General features: G+C 31.9%; 26 protein-coding genes. 16 read left to right on the top strand and 10 right to left on the bottom strand.

The genetic code is table 11. The features are described 5' to 3' along the window. Positions 1-26: 26 nt before the first annotated feature. Both J3477_RS04405 and J3477_RS04410 read right to left on the bottom strand, forming a co-directional pair. Positions 27-371: a nuclear transport factor 2 family protein gene (locus J3477_RS04405; RefSeq protein WP_206868341.1), complete on the bottom strand. Its 345-nt coding sequence runs from the start codon at positions 369-371 to the stop codon at positions 27-29. A gap of 418 nt (positions 372-789) precedes the next feature. Then, positions 790-1,554 carry an EFR1 family ferrodoxin gene (locus J3477_RS04410; RefSeq protein WP_206868342.1) on the bottom strand — a complete coding sequence of 255 codons (765 nt, stop codon included), beginning with the start codon at positions 1,552-1,554 and terminating at the stop codon, positions 790-792. Between the two features lie 537 nt (positions 1,555-2,091). Between J3477_RS04410 and J3477_RS04415 the strand changes: the two genes are divergently transcribed. The 3 genes from J3477_RS04415 to J3477_RS04425 are packed head-to-tail and all read left to right on the top strand — an operon-like array spanning position 2,092 to position 3,101. Then, positions 2,092-2,544 (top strand): SRPBCC family protein, encoded by a 453-nt coding sequence (locus tag J3477_RS04415; RefSeq protein WP_206868343.1) that lies wholly within the window; start codon positions 2,092-2,094, stop codon positions 2,542-2,544. Beyond that, positions 2,522-2,845: an ArsR/SmtB family transcription factor gene (locus J3477_RS04420; RefSeq protein ID WP_206868344.1), complete on the top strand. Its 324-nt coding sequence runs from the start codon at positions 2,522-2,524 to the stop codon at positions 2,843-2,845. Before J3477_RS04415 ends, J3477_RS04420 begins: the two co-directional genes overlap by 23 nt. A gap of 28 nt (positions 2,846-2,873) precedes the next feature. Next, a complete protein-coding gene (locus J3477_RS04425) occupies positions 2,874-3,101 on the top strand; it encodes a hypothetical protein (protein ID WP_206868345.1) in 228 nt (75 codons plus the stop codon). A 340-nt stretch (positions 3,102-3,441) separates the two neighbouring features. On the opposite strand, the gene J3477_RS04430 is transcribed toward J3477_RS04425, so the two are convergent. Further along, positions 3,442-4,728 carry an amidohydrolase family protein gene (locus J3477_RS04430; RefSeq protein WP_206868346.1) on the bottom strand — a complete coding sequence of 429 codons (1,287 nt, stop codon included), beginning with the start codon at positions 4,726-4,728 and terminating at the stop codon, positions 3,442-3,444. Between the two features lie 211 nt (positions 4,729-4,939). On the opposite strand from J3477_RS04430, the gene J3477_RS04435 reads away from it, so the two are divergent. Further along, a complete protein-coding gene (locus J3477_RS04435; RefSeq protein WP_206868347.1) occupies positions 4,940-5,392 on the top strand; it encodes a MarR family winged helix-turn-helix transcriptional regulator in 453 nt (150 codons plus the stop codon). Between the two features lie 179 nt (positions 5,393-5,571). Here the strand turns inward: J3477_RS04435 and J3477_RS04440 are convergent, their stop codons facing one another. Next, complete coding sequence (locus J3477_RS04440; protein WP_206868348.1) at positions 5,572-6,027, bottom strand: hypothetical protein; 456 nt, start codon at positions 6,025-6,027, stop codon at positions 5,572-5,574. Between the two features lie 733 nt (positions 6,028-6,760). Here J3477_RS04440 and J3477_RS04445 point away from each other — a divergent pair. Beyond that, positions 6,761-7,015 carry a hypothetical protein gene (locus J3477_RS04445; RefSeq protein ID WP_206868349.1) on the top strand — a complete coding sequence of 85 codons (255 nt, stop codon included), beginning with the start codon at positions 6,761-6,763 and terminating at the stop codon, positions 7,013-7,015. A 118-nt stretch (positions 7,016-7,133) separates the two neighbouring features. Further along, entirely contained in the window at positions 7,134-7,541 is a 408-nt protein-coding gene (locus J3477_RS04450) for a GNAT family N-acetyltransferase (RefSeq protein ID WP_206868350.1), read from the top strand. A gap of 167 nt (positions 7,542-7,708) precedes the next feature. Here the strand turns inward: J3477_RS04450 and J3477_RS04455 are convergent, their stop codons facing one another. Next, positions 7,709-8,296 carry a TetR/AcrR family transcriptional regulator gene (locus tag J3477_RS04455; RefSeq protein WP_206868351.1) on the bottom strand — a complete coding sequence of 196 codons (588 nt, stop codon included), beginning with the start codon at positions 8,294-8,296 and terminating at the stop codon, positions 7,709-7,711. Between the two features lie 152 nt (positions 8,297-8,448). Between J3477_RS04455 and J3477_RS04460 the strand changes: the two genes are divergently transcribed. Continuing rightward, complete coding sequence (locus J3477_RS04460) at positions 8,449-9,432, top strand: aldo/keto reductase (RefSeq protein WP_206868352.1); 984 nt, start codon at positions 8,449-8,451, stop codon at positions 9,430-9,432. Between the two features lie 316 nt (positions 9,433-9,748). Here the strand turns inward: J3477_RS04460 and J3477_RS04465 are convergent, their stop codons facing one another. After that, a complete protein-coding gene (locus J3477_RS04465; protein WP_206868353.1) occupies positions 9,749-9,916 on the bottom strand; it encodes a hypothetical protein in 168 nt (55 codons plus the stop codon). Between the two features lie 450 nt (positions 9,917-10,366). On the opposite strand from J3477_RS04465, the gene J3477_RS26240 reads away from it, so the two are divergent. From J3477_RS26240 to J3477_RS04480, 4 genes are all read left to right on the top strand, one after another. Next, entirely contained in the window at positions 10,367-10,498 is a 132-nt protein-coding gene (locus J3477_RS26240) for a hypothetical protein (RefSeq protein ID WP_284691976.1), read from the top strand. 39 nt (positions 10,499-10,537) lie between these two features. Further along, the gene (locus tag J3477_RS04470; protein WP_206868354.1) at positions 10,538-11,038 is read left to right on the top strand and encodes a hypothetical protein; all 501 of its coding nucleotides are present in this window, start codon (positions 10,538-10,540) and stop codon (positions 11,036-11,038) included. Positions 11,039-11,157: 119 nt separating this feature from the next. Further along, positions 11,158-11,325: an HTH domain-containing protein gene (locus tag J3477_RS04475; RefSeq protein WP_206868355.1), complete on the top strand. Its 168-nt coding sequence runs from the start codon at positions 11,158-11,160 to the stop codon at positions 11,323-11,325. Between the two features lie 379 nt (positions 11,326-11,704). After that, on the top strand, positions 11,705-12,274 hold the full coding sequence (locus J3477_RS04480) for a flavin reductase family protein (RefSeq protein WP_206868356.1): 570 nt from the start codon (positions 11,705-11,707) through the stop codon (positions 12,272-12,274). A 238-nt stretch (positions 12,275-12,512) separates the two neighbouring features. Here the strand turns inward: J3477_RS04480 and J3477_RS04485 are convergent, their stop codons facing one another. From J3477_RS04485 to J3477_RS04495, 3 genes are all read right to left on the bottom strand, one after another. Further along, entirely contained in the window at positions 12,513-12,734 is a 222-nt protein-coding gene (locus J3477_RS04485) for a DUF2922 domain-containing protein (RefSeq protein WP_228731210.1), read from the bottom strand. A gap of 142 nt (positions 12,735-12,876) precedes the next feature. Further along, positions 12,877-13,098 (bottom strand): DUF1659 domain-containing protein, encoded by a 222-nt coding sequence (locus tag J3477_RS04490; protein WP_206868357.1) that lies wholly within the window; start codon positions 13,096-13,098, stop codon positions 12,877-12,879. A gap of 75 nt (positions 13,099-13,173) precedes the next feature. Beyond that, positions 13,174-13,437, bottom strand: coding sequence for a hypothetical protein (locus tag J3477_RS04495; protein ID WP_206868358.1), 264 nt, complete (start codon positions 13,435-13,437; stop codon positions 13,174-13,176). A 338-nt stretch (positions 13,438-13,775) separates the two neighbouring features. Between J3477_RS04495 and J3477_RS04500 the strand changes: the two genes are divergently transcribed. The 5 genes from J3477_RS04500 to J3477_RS26070 all read left to right on the top strand — a co-directional run bounded on the left by J3477_RS04500 (position 13,776) and on the right by J3477_RS26070 (position 15,701). After that, entirely contained in the window at positions 13,776-14,276 is a 501-nt protein-coding gene (locus J3477_RS04500) for a hypothetical protein (protein WP_206868359.1), read from the top strand. A gap of 47 nt (positions 14,277-14,323) precedes the next feature. Continuing rightward, positions 14,324-14,512 (top strand): YvrJ family protein, encoded by a 189-nt coding sequence (locus J3477_RS04505; RefSeq protein ID WP_206868360.1) that lies wholly within the window; start codon positions 14,324-14,326, stop codon positions 14,510-14,512. A 143-nt stretch (positions 14,513-14,655) separates the two neighbouring features. Then, positions 14,656-14,880 carry a DUF1659 domain-containing protein gene (locus J3477_RS04510; protein WP_206868361.1) on the top strand — a complete coding sequence of 75 codons (225 nt, stop codon included), beginning with the start codon at positions 14,656-14,658 and terminating at the stop codon, positions 14,878-14,880. Positions 14,881-14,926: 46 nt separating this feature from the next. Then, positions 14,927-15,142 (top strand): DUF2922 domain-containing protein, encoded by a 216-nt coding sequence (locus J3477_RS04515; protein WP_206868362.1) that lies wholly within the window; start codon positions 14,927-14,929, stop codon positions 15,140-15,142. 232 nt (positions 15,143-15,374) lie between these two features. Continuing rightward, a complete protein-coding gene (locus tag J3477_RS26070; RefSeq protein ID WP_228731247.1) occupies positions 15,375-15,701 on the top strand; it encodes a PD-(D/E)XK nuclease family transposase in 327 nt (108 codons plus the stop codon). A gap of 241 nt (positions 15,702-15,942) precedes the next feature. Here the strand turns inward: J3477_RS26070 and J3477_RS04525 are convergent, their stop codons facing one another. Continuing rightward, positions 15,943-17,055, bottom strand: a complete 1,113-nt coding sequence (locus J3477_RS04525; RefSeq protein WP_206868363.1) for a DnaD domain protein — start codon at positions 17,053-17,055, stop codon at positions 15,943-15,945. Between the last annotated feature and the right edge of the window lies 1 nt (position 17,056).

Genomic DNA, 17,056 nt, shown 5'->3' on the forward strand with positions numbered 1-17,056 from the left:
ATAATATATTTATTTCCTTGATTAAATTAAGCAAGTAAAATCTCTAGCTTACTCACCAATCCTTTTGTTACAGTGAAATGATAATCCAGTAGTAACGGATCAGGAAGGCCAGTCTTATCAAAATCTCCATCTACTTTTGCCGTAACAATAGTTGTAGAATCTTCATTAATAGCCTTAACCACTTCTAATTTAATATTAGCCTCAAAATGATTTTTTTCTCCCCAAACCATAATTTTTTCTAATCCAACTAACTCCTGACCTTCATCCAATACTATGGAGTCTTCATCAAAAATCGAAATAAACCTCTTTGGATCTTGATTATTAGTTGCATCGAAATAAGTTTCTATAGGTTGTTGTAATTTTACATTCATTTATATATCTCCTTTATAGTTTCATATTTTAATGACTATTTTATATTATTTATCCTTTTTACTATAACAAGTATAACTTGACCACATCGCGTCAACTTATAACAGCTAAAATCAAAATATTTTTTAACTGTACGCTTAGTTCGTAGTTTTTTACCAGCTATAATCGAACAGAAAAAGCTGCCGAACGTCTTATTGGAAGAATGGTGCAGAATTCTATCATTTAGTAGTGTACCTTTCTAATCTTATCTTTCTTAAAGTTATCTAATATAGTTCTGGACTTCTGTTTTAAAATTCATATTATCTTCTGTATTTTCTAATACTTCAAACTCAAAATAATCCTTTTACAATTACTTAATTCATAAAAAAATGAGCCAATATGATAAGGATCATAATAGCTCATTTTTTTACACAGGTATTATTATTTTTTGTTAATCATATCCGCAAGTTTTACTTCTGGATGATGATACCTTCCACGGTTTTGTGTTTTATTCTTAACGTTTATAGCTTTCTTAGGACACCATTGAATGCAAGCCATACACTGCTCACAATGATGCTGAAATGCTGGCTTACCATCTTCCATTTTTATATTTTCTACTGGACAGACCTTACTGCAGGTTGCGCAACTGTTGCAAGCTTCGCTTACATTGAAGGCTTTATCCCTTTTTGAAAGCCACTTTATAAATGGTCCATGAAGTATTGACATCGAAATTTTTTTAATTGGAGGCTTTATAGCGAAACCTTGAATGTCCTTAATAACCAGCTTTGTGGCCTCACTTTGTGCCTTTGCTTTACTATCCACATTGTCCCCCATGGCATACAACCCAACATAATTAGAAAAACATCTAATTGGTGCACCGTAGCTAAGTTTACCACCCTTACCCTCAAGGATTTTGCTGATGTTGGTCAAACCGCCAGCTTGCCCGCTTCCACTTGTGCAAACAGCAAAAATAAAGCTATCTCTATTTTCAGAAAGGTCAAGTGCTTTTATAAACCTCTCAACCACTCCTGGCATACCTCCGACATAAATAGGATACACAAAGCCAATTTGCTGGTATGTATCACTTAACTTATACGATTTTCCCATTGAAATTAGCTCGCAGTCACTTATTGACTCAGCTATATCTTTTGCCACTTTAAGACTGTTACCTGTACCAGAAAAATAAAATATTATATTCTTTGCCATTTTAAATCCCCCTTAAGTATATATATTTTTTCAAATGTCGATTTGTACAGACTCTCAGTGGACAAATGCCACACCTAGTACATTTTTTAGATCAACCTGTACTAAATCCCTATTATTGTTCCTTATTTTGCATTAATCATAAACCTTTATTACTAGTTTCATTATTTATAATTTGTAACTTGTAATGTCAATTTTATCATATTTTATTTTAGTTTACAACATATCAAGTATGTAACTTGGCACAAATTTATTGTTCATCTTCAATAATAAAGTAATATAGCATTTGATGACTGGGTTATGGAAAAGCGTGTTATAAATATTCTCCACAGGAACTGTTTAGTATGATTGATTATGAAAATATTTCTGACTATATCAAAAACTAATCAATATTCACATGTATTTAACTAATTGATTCAAAAAAATTAACTATGGCTATTCAAAATATAAATCATTAATTGACAAGAAACCATAAGGTGTCATATAATACATATGAAACCTTATGGTTTCCTTTATAGTTCATGAAAGTGAGGTGAATAAATGGAAAGTAATCGAAAAAGTTTACCAGATATTCTTCGTTCTATTAAGATTGATGCAGATATACAAAAGGTATGGAAGGCTGTTTCAACAGCCAAAGGTTTATCCAGTTGGTTAATGCCCTCTACCATTAAAGCAGAGCTAGGTAATTGTTTCACCTTGAAACGTGAACCTATGGGTGGATGGGATGGAACAATACAATGTGTAGTAAAGGAGCTAGAACCTCCATATAAACTTGGTTTTTCCTGGAGTGGCAATGGCTTAGAACATTATATTACCTTTAAGCTTAAGCCGGATAATGGTGGAACACAATTCATTTTAATTCATTCTGGCTGGGTTGAAGGCACAGAGAAGATTCGCGAAACAATGTATGATGGCTGGGGACACATTTTGGAAGAGTTTAAACAAACTCATGAGGAAGGTGATACGCCTAATGAAAAATCGGGAAGAAAATGATGTTTTCTTTGCAATTGCAGACCCAACACGAAGAGCTATATTAGATATGCTTTCTAGTGGAAATTTAGCGCTTAAAGATATTTCAAGTAACTTTGAAATCACACGTACAGCAGTTTCAAAGCATATAAAAATTTTACAAGATGCAGACTTAATTGAGTCAAGTAAGCTTGGTAGGAACACAGTATATCAAATATCGCCAAAACCACTTGTGGAAGTACAAGAATGGCTTCAAACATATTCAGAGTTTTGGGACAAAAAACTAAAGGATTTAAAAAATTTCGTAGAAAACAATGATTTTTAAAATAAGATAATGAAGGGAATGTTTATTTATGAATCAAGGACAAGAGCTATTTTATAATTTTTTTATTGAGAGAGCAATGGATGACAAAAAGGAAGAAGCTAAAGCACTATTAGAAGAAAGCTTTGCAAAACAAGCTGCAGGAACCTTCGACATGACGTATTTACAGGAAATAATGCCTAAGTTTTTTGCAGTATTAAAACCTGAATCAATTGAAGAAGTTAAAAAGGCAATGAATCACTTTTCATCAACATTATAGAATGTAAGTGTCTTTATACATATAGATAATATTAATATCTTAACACAGCTAACTCTAAAGATATCAATATTAAACCACTATTTTAACGCTGGGAATAAGCAATATAGCTTTTTACCAGCGTTAAAATTTTATTTCATCCAGCAAGAAAGCTTAGTGCAATTGCAGGCCACTGCCCTAGGATTTGGAAAGCACGAAATGCAACCAAAAGTGCAAAAAGTCCGAATACAATCCAGAAGGTCTTGTTAAAACTTTCCCTATTTACACAATTAAAATTGGGTTCCTTCAATTTATTTCATGTTATTAAAAAGGCTACCTGAATCTTTTGATAATCCACTCTGTATTATATTTTTTCTAGTCGTTTCCCTCTACTCCATACTGCTTTGATTGATAATGTATCAGATATGTTTGTAGTTGGATCTCCCTCAACCAACAATAAGTCAGCGCGTGATCCCTCCACAATACGTCCTCTGTCTGTGAGACTAAAACAACGTGCTGGAACAGAAGTTGCTGCTCTTAATGCCTCTATAGGTGTAAATCCAGCTTCTACAAGTAACTGAAGTTCATGGTGAACACTTGCACCATGTGCTAGTCCTCCAAGTGATGGTACAGGCATTGAAACATCTGTACCAACTAAAATATCTACACCTGCATTACGAAGATCCATTACATTATTGAAGCTATCCTCCATAGTTCCTTGTGGATAGGTATTGAAACTTGAATTCAATGTTTTTATCCAATCCTCACTAAGTTTTGAACTAACGCGTGAATCGCTTGCAAACTCAGAAGGAATTCTTCCTATAATAGAAGAATTAAGTGAAAGACAAGGAGTCACAAAAGCACCACTTTTAGCTATAGTTTTTATTAAGTCTGGGGTCCAAGTAGGACGATCAACAAATACATGAGCTAGTCCATCTACTCCAACTTCAATTGCTGTTTTTGATGACTCTGCAGTAAGCACATGGGCAAGCACAATCTTATTTAATTTGTGGGCTTCATCTACTGCTGCCTTATAGATATCATCACTAAATACAGGAAGCCCTGGAGAGTTCATAACTGTTCCCTCTTCGATTAAGATTTTAATATAATCCGATCCTTCTGCCACCTGCTTATCTACATGCTTTATAGCATCCTTTACTGTATTTATACATATCTCTTCTTGCTTTTCCTCCTCTTCAAAGGTTGCTAGAAATGCCTCCCTTTCCTCTTCTGTCATCTTTTCCATTTCTTTAAGCACAAAATCTGGTATACCATCGCCTATTAGTTCGTCAGGATGTCCACCTTTTGGAGTTACGCCCATCCCCGCTGATTTTACATCTGCTATATCATCAATACCCTTTAATTCTCTCTCACGAGCGTTTTTTGTATACCCCCCCATCATTTCTAATTCAGTAGTAACCCCAAATCTCAACGCATGGCGAAGTCCGTCTATATCAGTATGCACATGAGAATCAATAAGACCAGGCATTAAACTCCCGCCTTTACCATCTATTATTACTGCTCCAGCAGGTATTTCTCCACCAACAGCAATAATTTTTTCTCCTTTAATTATTACGTTCTGCTCATCAATTACTTTCTCTCCATCAAAAATACGAACATTTGTAATAGCTGTAATTATTTCATTTCTCATAATATTATTTTCCCCTTTCAAAATACACTTTTGTCTCTATTCAAATAATCTTGAGAAGCAATCATCTATATTCGTATTTTATTTCACACAGTTGATTTTGTCAACCGTTGACTTTGTATTTTGTTGATAATATCTACAAATTGCTTGATGAACACAATTTGGTACTATATAATTAAAGTAAATTTGGTATTTATTAAGGAGATTTAATCACATGGAGGAATTACATTATCTCAATTATTGTGGTGCTATATATAGAAAATCACAACTTTTTATAAAAGCTGCATTATCCGATCGTAATATGAACTTTTCTGATGCAATGGTTTTAATACATGTCTGTGCTAACCCTGGAACTATCCAAGATGATATTGCCATTAACTTGTCAATGGATAAATCGGTTATAGCCCGTTCTATTAAAACGTTAGTGACTTCAGGATTAGTTACAAGACAAGAAGATCCCTCAAATCAACGAGTTAAAAAAGTATATGCAACTGAAGCTGCCGAAGACTTCACATTATTTTGGAATAAAATTATAGCTCAATGGAACAAAACTATTTTATCTGACTTAACACCAGAAGAAAGAACAGCTGCTGTTGAAACAAGTTATAAAATCAAAATGGCCGCTATTTCTGCAGACATTCAAAACGAAATCAAAGAAATTGAATAGGAAATAGCTTATTATAAAAGTATAAGAACACCTGCTATCTTAAAATAACAAGTGTTCTTATGCTTTTACTATTCTTATAAAATACGTAATTTAATTTCGATAATTGGATTTTAACTGCATCACTAAGCTTGTTTAATTATGCTATATAAGAAATTCCTCAATACCTTTTGTTGTTGTCACTATTTCTTTTTCAGTTTAACTGTTGTAGTGGTTCCCATAGCAGAAGCTTCATAGCTTAATTCACCGTTTTGGTATGTAATTTTTTTAGTATCATCATTTGAAGCTAGCAAAGAACTTTTAGTTTTACTATGGTCATTTTTCGAAGTCCATGAATAAGGTTCGTCAGCAGTGGTTGGAGCGTCAAAAGAACCAGCCCAATAAAGTGATTTTGTATCTCCCTTATCACCTACCCAGTAAATTTCAATCGTATCACCACTTATTGTTGCAGTTTGATAACTGTCAGCAGATTTGCTATTTTCTTGTTTCCAGTCACCCTTCAAGTCAGGTATTTCCTTTTTAGTGGTAGTGCTAGCACTGCTAGTGCTTGTAGATTTAGGGCTAGAGCTACACCCAGTAAATACTGGTATTAGCAGAGCCACGCAAAGACTAATTGTCCCAAGTTTCTTCATTTTCATTTTCATCATCCTCCTGTTTTTTAGTACAGTCTTAAAGATGTACCACTTCAATCCGAAGTCTATTTTTAAAACTCTCACGGATTCTGGTGAGAGAATTTAAAAATAATAAGTTTCAATATGAAGTGGTACATCTATATAACTTAAGCCTTAAGTCACCATACCATTATCATGTTATTCGATTAACCCACATTTAATATTTTTATATCAGCAATGTGGACATGTTATACAAACATTACTATTATATCCATATTTCCAAAGAAGTGTCAACACGCCACCAGTTAATAATTGTAACACCTAACAACTTTATCCACCATTCATACTACTCTACTTTTTTGCTTATAAAGCAGACACCTTTCACTATTTTTCATATCTTTATGTCTACTTTATTGCGCCTTGTCCAGGTTTCTAATTTGCATTTTAATTGGATTTGCTTTATCTATAATTAAACTCTTTTCACATATTAAATTACATAAATAACGGTTGTTTTTAACCTTATGCAGCAAGATTACTATTAATTGCCTACAGCTATCTGTGTTGGTAGAAAATTTAATACCATAAGATTATGGTATTTACAAAATATGTTACAATATATCATAAAAACTTTTTTGAAAGAAAATTAGTAATGAGAAAAAATATATGGTCGTTGATAATTTTGAAACACTTAATTCATGTATAATATAAACTAATACTACTTTATTTGTAATATATAAATTAGTTAACCTGGAGGATTATTATGATTGAAGTTTTAAATCACATTATTTCTGTATTATTCATATCTATTTTGTTTTTACCACTATTTGGTGTGTTTTTATATTACAAAGAAAAAAGCAACTCTAAAAAGCAAGTTAATTTAACACTCTCAATAGTATATCTAATATTATTTATTATATCTATAGTCTTCAATAAAGGCGCTGTTTATTTAAGACCCTTGCTTTTAATCTCAAGTTTGCTTTTCTTTTATAGTTATAAAAAACTCACTAGCGCTTAATCGACTATCATATGTGGAATTTCTATAGTTTCTACAATTTTAAACGAAGATAATTCTTTTCTTAGTAAAATTTAAAATACTTTAATTAACGATAATTGAAGATGAGATAATACGTGTTGTGTACGAAGCTCATCTAAACGGATATACTTCAACTGTATATGGTAAACCTAATATTTCTGAGAAAGAAAAAGAAATAAACAGGCGATTTGCTTCATTTTCAGAGACTAACACTTTACATTTTGGAACAATAGTTAAGACTAAAGACAGGAACAAAATTATCGGTGCTTGCATAGCAGGGATTTATCCTGATTCTAAAAATAATTTTTCAACAATATATCAAGTTTCTGTTTTGCCTGAATATAGAAGACAAGGTATTGCAAAAGCTATGATACTAAATTCAATAAATAATGCCAATAAGATTTCCCCTGTTATTGGACTAGGGGTTTTGGTAGGAAATCCTGCTCAAATATTATATCAAAATCTTGGTTTCATTAAAGGACCTGAATATTTTAGTTTGGCATATTAAAATCCAAAGAATTAATTATCATTTAACGTAACACCGATAAAGACAAATACTTATTTAAAAGACCGCATTATTCAACTGAATCCTGCGGTCTTTTTATGTAACAATCCAAGAAAAACATATACCTATATAAAAAAACAACCATTTTAGGTACTATAAGTTTTAGTTATCTACTCCTGTATTTCTTCACGATATACTATTTTGCCTTTTTCTGTTAGTATGGGATAGATTATGCTCCAAAAGCAGGTCATGATATCTACTCCACCAAACAAATCACTGGAAGGATTCCAGTATATTTTAATCAAATTTAACACTTCAATTATCCCATTCATTTGCCCTGGAATTTCTTCCTCTACAATAAATCCGTTTTTTTGCAAAGTAGCAATACAATTCTGCAGGGCCTCACGCCTTTTATTTATATTAGACAATTGTATTTGATAAACTTTTGGGCTTATTTTTGCTAACTGATCATAGTGGCGATAATAGTATGAGTTATCTTTTTGATGCTTTATTCCCTGAATAAAAAATTCATTTAATTCAATTAATGTGGTTGGAGTCTTTTGAATACTAAAACTCTTGTTTTGTTCAAGTATCACAGCCTCAACCAAGTCTTCCTTTTTTTTATAATGATATGTAAGATTCCCAACACTTATATTAAGGGCATCTGCAATAGTTCTCATAGAAACATTATTATACCCTTGCTCATTAAATAATTTCCTGCTAATTTCCAGGATCTCATTTTTTTTGTCTTCATTCATGGTATATACCTCTCAATTTTAACGACTGTTCTCTTATTGACATGTTAGTACAGTCGTGCTAATATGTCAATATATTAGTACTAGTGTACTAATTATTAGTATAGAGCCTTTTATGAATGCTAAAAGTTAAAACAAAAATGGAGGATTTTATTATGAATTACACAAGAAACGGCATCGACATAGCAAGACTTGGCCTTGGATGTATGCGTATGACAAATACTACAGGATATCCAGATAAATCTGAAAGCATATCTACAATTCATGCTGCCCTAGATGCTGGAATACAGCTTATTAACACTGGAGATTTCTATAGTAGCGGTTATAACGAAATGCTGATTGGAGAAGCACTTATCGGATACAAGCGAGACAAAGCTTTTATATCTGTAAAGTTTGGTGGGTTAAGTGATCCTAAAGGAAATTATTATGGTTTAGATGTAAGACCTCTAACTATAAAGAACTATATTACCTATTCACTTAAAAGGTTAAAGGTGGACTATATAGATCTTTATCAGCCAGGAAGAATTGACCAAGCAATACCTGTTGAAGAGACAATAGGAGCCATTTCAGAATTAGTAAAGGCAGGATATGTAAAACATATAGGACTTACAGAAGTTGATGCTGACACTTTAAGAAGGGCTCATTCAGTACATCCAATTAGCTTTGTAGAATCGGAATATTCTCTTTTCAATCGTAGCATAGAAAAGGAAATTTTGCCTACAGCTAGAGAGCTTGGAATTGGTGTTGTAGCTTTTGGCTCATTAGCTTATGGCTTGCTTGGTGGCAATTGGTCAAAAGACCGTAAAGTAGAGGGTCCAAATGCGAGACTTCCCCTGTTCTCAAAAGAAAATTTAGAAAAAAATCTTTCTCTAGTTGAAGCATTAAATGACATAGCCAAAGAAAAGCAAATTACTTTGTCCCAACTGGCTGTTGCTTGGGTTTTAGCAAAAGGTGAGGACATTGTGCCACTAGTTGGTGCTAAAAAGGTGTCCCAAATTCAGGATGGAATAAAAGCTATGGGGATTACTCTTAGTAAAACTGAGCTAGAACAAATTGAAGCTGCTATACCTGAAAATGCCATAGCCGGTGGTGCTCAGCCTAATGGATTATCCTTCAAGAATGGAATAATGGTTCGCTAAGAAAAAGCATATTTTGAAAAACAACCTGAGCTGAACCAATTACTCTCCTTGACATAGTGCAGTTCAATCTTAGGTTGCTTTTTCCTTCTACCAAGTGGCCTACGTATAATACCAGCATGGGATTACACAAAGAGCAAATGAGTTTTATTGAAATTTTAAAATAAAAAATTTAGTGGTTTATTTTTCGTAAAAATTTGATATAATATAAATAAGAAAAGCTTAGTGCGTCAACACTAAGCTAAGTCTTAGAACATTTATTTTGTTTTAGGGCTATTGGATTAGATTTATGTTTTAATTATGAATCTTAGAAAAAGTGCTAATCTTTCACGGATGGGGCACTTTTTTCTTTGCTTTTAACTTCTATATCAAGACCAAGAAATTTAATCTTAATTTTTAAATGATGTATAAAAAGATTATTTTTAAGAATTAATTTAATTACATAAATAACTGATATACACTTTATAAAAGTATCAAACATATCCAATACCACCCCCTAGCTATGATGAAATAATTCACCAATAGCCCAAAAGCTATAAAGATCTAAAATCCTTATAGAGGGAGATAAAACGTTCAAAACCTCCGCAGCCATCCACTACGGATTTCAAAATATCACTTCTGAATTATACCATAATTATGTAGAATATATACACAAGAACAAAATGGAAAAACTTCACTTAGAGGTGATTCGAAGAGCTGTACCATAAATAAATGAGGTTTACAGCCATAGATATTAATATAGGTTATAAGCGTGTGTTTTCACTTTAAAATACCCTATCATTAGTAATATTGTATTTACAAAATATGTTACAATAAATAAGAGTAATAGAGAAATAGTAATTTGTAGATAATTAACCAAAATATTATCTTTTTAATATCGTTTTTCTTTTCATTAATTATTGAGATTAATAAATATAATAAAACAGGAGAATAGGATATGAATATCAAAGAATTTAGCACATTAAAACCAGCTGAGAGAGAAGTAAATTGGAATTTGGTTGAGGATGAACTAGGATATAAATTATGTGACGATCTAAAATCTTTTAATTCTTTAAAAGATTCAACTTAATCAATTTAGTCTATAAAAAACTATTAGGAGAATTGCATTATGGATAGAAAAGATTTAATTGAACAAAAAAAGAATAATTTATATTTTAAAAATTTAATGAGATCCATGAATACAATAACTACTATAGAAATTTACGAAGCTGGTGAAGAAAGAGAGACTTATAAACAAATAATATCTTCCTACTATGAATTATGGAAAAAAAGCAAGATTAAGCCAAACAGTAAATTGACATATGCGGCTAATGATAATCAATGTATTAATTGGATTATAGATAAAGCAGAATTAACAAGCAAAAAGGAATATGTCTTTACTACAAATGAATATTCTGAAGGTTATGCTAAAATCATTCTTAATGACTTATCTGAATCAATACTTCAATTATGGCATCATCAAGATAAAGCAAATGATTTACACGGCTCTCTCAAATGTGGTTTTAGCAAGGGTTTTTGCTTAATTGACCTATTAGATAAAAGAGTAATTGAAGTTGCTTTAGCTAGTGATGACGAATATAATTATCAGCTTTGGCAATGGTACTATTGAGACACATTTCTAGCATATAAATTCCAACCTCCCCCATCAAACAAAACAATACCCCTAACTGCATATGTAATCAAATATTACACAAGAATTACCTATAAATATCAATTTAGGAGGCTATTATGGAGGGAATATCTATAGTTTCTACCAATTTAACCGATGGTGATGATTTTCTTAGGAAAAAAATTAATGCTTTACTGCAAACTTATAAGCTTGAACTAAAATCCTTAAGTAAAATTCTAGGCGTAGATTATACTTGGCTCAAAGATTTTATCGATAGGAAAAAATAGCTATTATAATTATAAAGAAGAATGATTCATGGGTTAGAAGCTCTATTATTAGAGATAAGGATTTGCCGTTACTTAATGAAGATGAGACAATAGATGTAAAATCATGGAACGGAACATATTTTAATTAAGATATGTTCATTATTAGTACGTAACTTGAAAAAAAGACGACATAACTGATGAAATAAAAAATGCGAACAATGTTCTTTAAAAATTGAATAATGCGGTGAACAAAACAATATTAGAATTTTTAATTAATTATACATCTCCTGCAGCAAATTGGTTTATGGTGGTATAATTACAAGTAATTAACTCATGGTTGTAAATTTATTGCGACCTAGCGATTATTTATATTTTTTCAGTAAAGGGAGGTGAAGAAGAGATGAGCAATAGAAAGTCTATGGGAATTCAACATTCCATGTGTGTACAACCAACTTTTCTAATTGGCACTTATGATGAGGATGGCAATGTTAACTTTGCCCCAATAACTTGGGTGAGCGTTACTTGCGACAATGGTGCCAATGACCACTATATGCTTGTAATAAGCATGTTTGGTTCAAAGAAAACAAAACTAAATGTAATAAAAACAAAACAACTATCTGCTAATCTTGTAAGTACAAATATGTTATATTTAGTGGATTATTTCGGAAACAACTCTGGAAATAATGGGATAAAAGAAAAGACTCCATATGACTACAGCAATGGCGAGGTTTTACATGTACCTACACTTGACTTAAGTAAATGGGTATATGAATGCGAGGTTAAAAAGATTGTACAAACAGGTGATTCTGATACCTTTTTTTGTGACATTAAAAATGTTCAAATTGATAATGATATAGATATATCTGACGGAATTGATTTGACACTATTTGACCCAGTTGTATATTCAGGACATTATCATTCTATAGGTAAACATTTAGGAAAAATCGGTGATTATATTAAAGAATATTAGATTAATCATAAACATATAATATTAAAGTTAAGCTAATTTGAAATCTTCTTAATTTTACGTCACATAAATAAAAACGAATAATTAATCAAAACACTGCATTATTCATAATTGAGTTTTGCAGTGTTTTTATGTCTTAATACAAGAAAAACATACCCCCTACATAAAAAAATCAACCCGAGCTGAACCACTCCCTCTGCTTAACATAGCGCAGTTCACTCTCAGGTTGCTTTTCCCCATTCTACCCCACCTTATATTCATCAACATTCTTAGTTATAATCTGAGCTCCAGATTTCTGAATAAGCTTGCCGCCAGAACTATAGAAGGCATTTTTGCTTATTATAACATCCATAGCCTTTGATATTTCTTCAGCAGTTAACTTATCCTTGATTCCTTTTAGAGATAGATTGATTTTATCTCCACTCTCATTCTTAAAGGTAAGAACTAAGTACTTTGTTATCACTTTTCTTCACTCCTTTACTTATAATTTGATATTCTTTGTTTATTAAGGATGTGAAAAATATAGCTACTCCTTTTCGCTGTCCGCTGGTGGTGTTCCACGCCAAGTACAGTGAAACCTATAGAATAGTTTTTTTCACAGTCTCCTATATATCCTCAACTAAATAGTCTTGTTGTTTTCTTATATAAACTAAATCTGAGCTGATTAAACCTTCTAGGGCCTTGCCTACTTCATATAGATCATCGTCAGTTAAGTCAAGTCTTAGATTTGAAAATCTTTGACTGCCAAAGATGTCGTCTCCTTTATCATTAGTTCCTGTTTTGTATTTTAATATCATTGCATTGCTGCTTAATATTGCTGTTGCCATCCCTACTCACCTCCTTTCATAGAGTTTATATTCAACTCCTCATTATATAGGTAGTTATACTTTCCTATTAAGCCTTTACTCAGCTTGTCCAAATTCATCTTCAAAGCTAAAGCTGTTTATGACCTTAGTTGTCTTTGCAGTATAGTCTTCAGCCAGTTCATCAAGTTTGTGGCAGATATACTTTAAGGAGCAGCCTTCGCAATCTTTTATAACCTCATTGTCTAACAGTGTGCAGTTTAGCTCCTGCCCATAAGTTGAATTTTTTATTGCTAATGCTATCTGCAGCTTATCAAGCCTCTGTCCCTCTTCTGAATTAATTAATAAAGAATCCTTACCCATAAAACATTTCCTCTCTTTCACAATTAATCAAGTATTTTTTATCCTTCTAATTAAGATATATGCCTCAAAGCCTGATTTTTAGGGTTTATTTATATAATTATAAAATCATCTAATTATAAAATTAAAAAATTATATAAATATATAGTATTCATGCGGGTTTACGCTGTTTTTCCACTGTTTCAAACTGGTTTTTTTTACTTAAATTTATGCAGCTAAGGCATATAAGAATTTATAGATAGATAGTTTCAAATATTTATAGAACAGATCCAAATAAAATATAATTCAACAATATTATTACGAAGTGGTACATCTATAGAAAAAATTTGGAGGAAATACACATGGCTAAAAGAAAATCAAAAGCTTTCACAATAGATAAGGATGATTTGGCTTATGAAGAAGAGTTGGACATGAATGGTTTTGTAGAAACTGAGATAGTAGGTACTCCTGTTGCTAGCTTCAATTTTTGCGAAGAAGCTTCTGCTACTCCATTAATTAATGAAGATCCTCCTTCTATTAGTGAGGACAAATCTAATAATAAAATAGAGCTTAATATTTATAATAACAACCAGGATAAAAACATTGCTCAAAAGTCTAATCGTAAAAATCCTCTTATAGATAACAGAACTCTTAAGTCGCACCCTAATGGCATAACCCCTCCTATTGATGGAGAGGCTTTTACAATAACTCGTAGTTTTAAGTTTAGAGTATCTACTGCAAGACTTCTAAATGAAATTAAAGCAGCTAATCCTGATCCTAACGCTTATCTAAGCACGATAATTGATGCAGCCGTAAAAAAATATCATGACTATATTTTCAAAGAAGGTGGTAAATTCCTTTAATTTTTCACTAGCGGCATATATACATTATGAAAGGTGGTGATTTAAATATGGAGGTTACTGATTTAGTAAACGTAATTGCCAACATGGGATTTCCAGTTGCTATAAGTGCATACCTACTTATAAGACTTGAGAAACAAATTGTTGGATTAACAGCTTCAATCAATAAGCTCAATACTATAATCTCAACTAAACTTGGAGTGGTTATTGATTATTCAAATGAAGATAAAAGTGCCTAAAAACCCAATTAAAAATATATAACCACTCTAAAAAAATGTTATAATTTCCCAAAACTTTTTCACTAAGGCATATATATTAAGTGAAAGCCAAAAAACTTAAAGCTTTTGACTTTACAACTAAACTTTAAAAGGAGGAAAACATTATGGCAGTAAACAAAGTTTTAGACTCAACTTCATTTGCAATAGAAGTTGAAAGTGGCACAGACAAGCTAGGTGCAAAGATCTACAGAAAGAAGTCTTTCTCAGGAGTTAAGAAATCAGCGACACCTGAAAATATTTATGCTGTAGCTGAAGCAATCAAAAATGCTTTAAGTGCTGACACCAGAGACTACTATCTAAACGAAGCATCAAAAATAGTAAATGCATAGAAAGAATTTTAACCACCAAATCTAATAGAAAGAAAGGAGAAAAATCATGGAATATACTTTATCTTTAACCTTCATTAATGCTGCTGGGGACAAGGCATCTTTAAGTATAGCAGGTGTTAAACCTGATATAACAAAAGCTGAGGTAAATGCCCTTATGGATACCATCATAGCTAAGGATGTATTTGAAAACAAAGGTGTTTCTTTAGCTTCAAAATACGGTGCTCAGCTTTCTCAAAGACAGACTACTAAGTTTGATCTTTAATCATAAGGCTCATAGAATGCATACCTAACCTAAAAGAACCTCAATCTTGCTAACAGTTTAGATTGGGGTTCTTTATTTCACTTCATTTTTTAATCATCTAGTAGACAAGATTTATTTACTGTTAGCTAATATTACTAAACTTCCCCTTACAGCCCCAATATAATTAATTCTCTTTCAAATAGTCACTAGTTTGTTTCAAGTATAAATCGGTTTAACATAATTTAATATCTTAATTGCATTTCTAAGTGCAGCCCTAAGATTAAATAAGGAAGATTTTCAAGGTATAGAGTTTTTGAATACAGAGCTTCTTAGAGAATTCAAGGAAGATAAAAAAGGAATTTTAGATGTTCGAGTAAAAACTAAAAACAATGAACATATAGATGCGGAAATTATGGATCAAATGACAAGAGAAAAAACTGCAAGAGAACAAGGGTTTGAGCAAGGAACTAATCAAAAAGCTATTGAGATTGCTAAAAACTTGCTTGGTTTAATCGATGATGAAACCATTGCCCTTAAAACTGGTCTACCTCTTGAAACAGTTAAAAATTTAAGGAATTAGTTTGCAATATATATTTGAATTTTAGGAGTCTTAAAAGACTCCTTTTTGTTTTACAAACTATAATTTTCAATTCCTAATCTCTTCCTTTTCCTAGTGTTATCTCATTATTTGCTAAATCACACTTAACTAATTTGTATATCACAATAATTTAGATATACAGACAATTCCATTACCATTAAAATCTCTAGACCATACTTTATCTCTCAACCTACTATTCTCCATACCAAGCTTCACATTAGTCCTAGTCATTATCCTCTCCTCCTTCCTTACCAATTCCATAAAGCAATTTTTGCTCCAAATCATCATAGTCATAAATCCTCTGTTCATAATCAGCAAATCTAAGTTTTCCACTACTTCCATATCCTTTAGTTGTTTTATTATTTTCTGATTCCCTAGGGTAGCCTTCTTTAGACCAGTTTTTTAATATGCCATTAATATAGCTCATGTTAGGCTTTCCTAGTTCTATAGCCTTATCCATTGCCAGTTTTACATATTCAGAGCCATGCTGAGATACGGCCATCTTTAGCGCAGCTAAATTTGCTGTACACTGATTCCCTATTGCTGCTTCATAATACTTAGATAGGGTAAGTACTTCATCAGGCTGTACTTCATGAGACTGGAGATCCCCTGGAAAATATGGATTTGATTCAATTTGATTATCGCTAGGCTTAGATAAAAATGGCTTCTGTGCTAGTGTATTGTTTCTTTCAGCTTCAGCAGATTGAATGTTACTGGTGTTTTGATTACTACTTTCACATATTTCTGTGCTTTGTATTTGATTGTTATACTTTAATGCTTCGGTATCATCTTCTGTATACTTATCTTTCTCTGTATCTGTAGGTGTATTTGTATAGTTTTTTGTATCTGTATCTCTCTCTGTATTGGGGTCCTTACGTATAACGACTCCTTCATTACCCTCTCTACGATTCGTTAAGTTATCGCAAAAGTTTAAAAATAAATCTTTTATTGGTTTATTTTGTATATGTTCAGCAATATAGGCTATAAAAGACTTGTCCTTAACTTGCTTCAACTCTTTTGTTATGCAATCTATTACAGGCTTACCTCCCCTAGACAGATTGTATTTGCCCCAATTTTTAATGGCTAGCTCTCTAGTAGACTTGTTATAGCTTATAACCTTATGATGATTAATAAATCGTTCCATAAGACTTTCTATAGTCTCAATACTATAGCCAAGCTCAAAGGCCATTTTCTTTTTAGTTATAACATAAATCCCTATACTTGTAGTTGAAGGGTTGCTTAAAAGATATAGGTAGAAAAGCTTATCCTCAGGAGACATTTCCTCTAAAGTCCTCGGATCTGTCCAAAATTCTTCATAAATTAATCTATATGACATA

This window comes from Clostridium zeae (assembly GCF_017312485.1).
In the GTDB taxonomy this organism is placed as follows: domain Bacteria; phylum Bacillota; class Clostridia; order Clostridiales; family Clostridiaceae; genus Clostridium_AR; species Clostridium_AR zeae.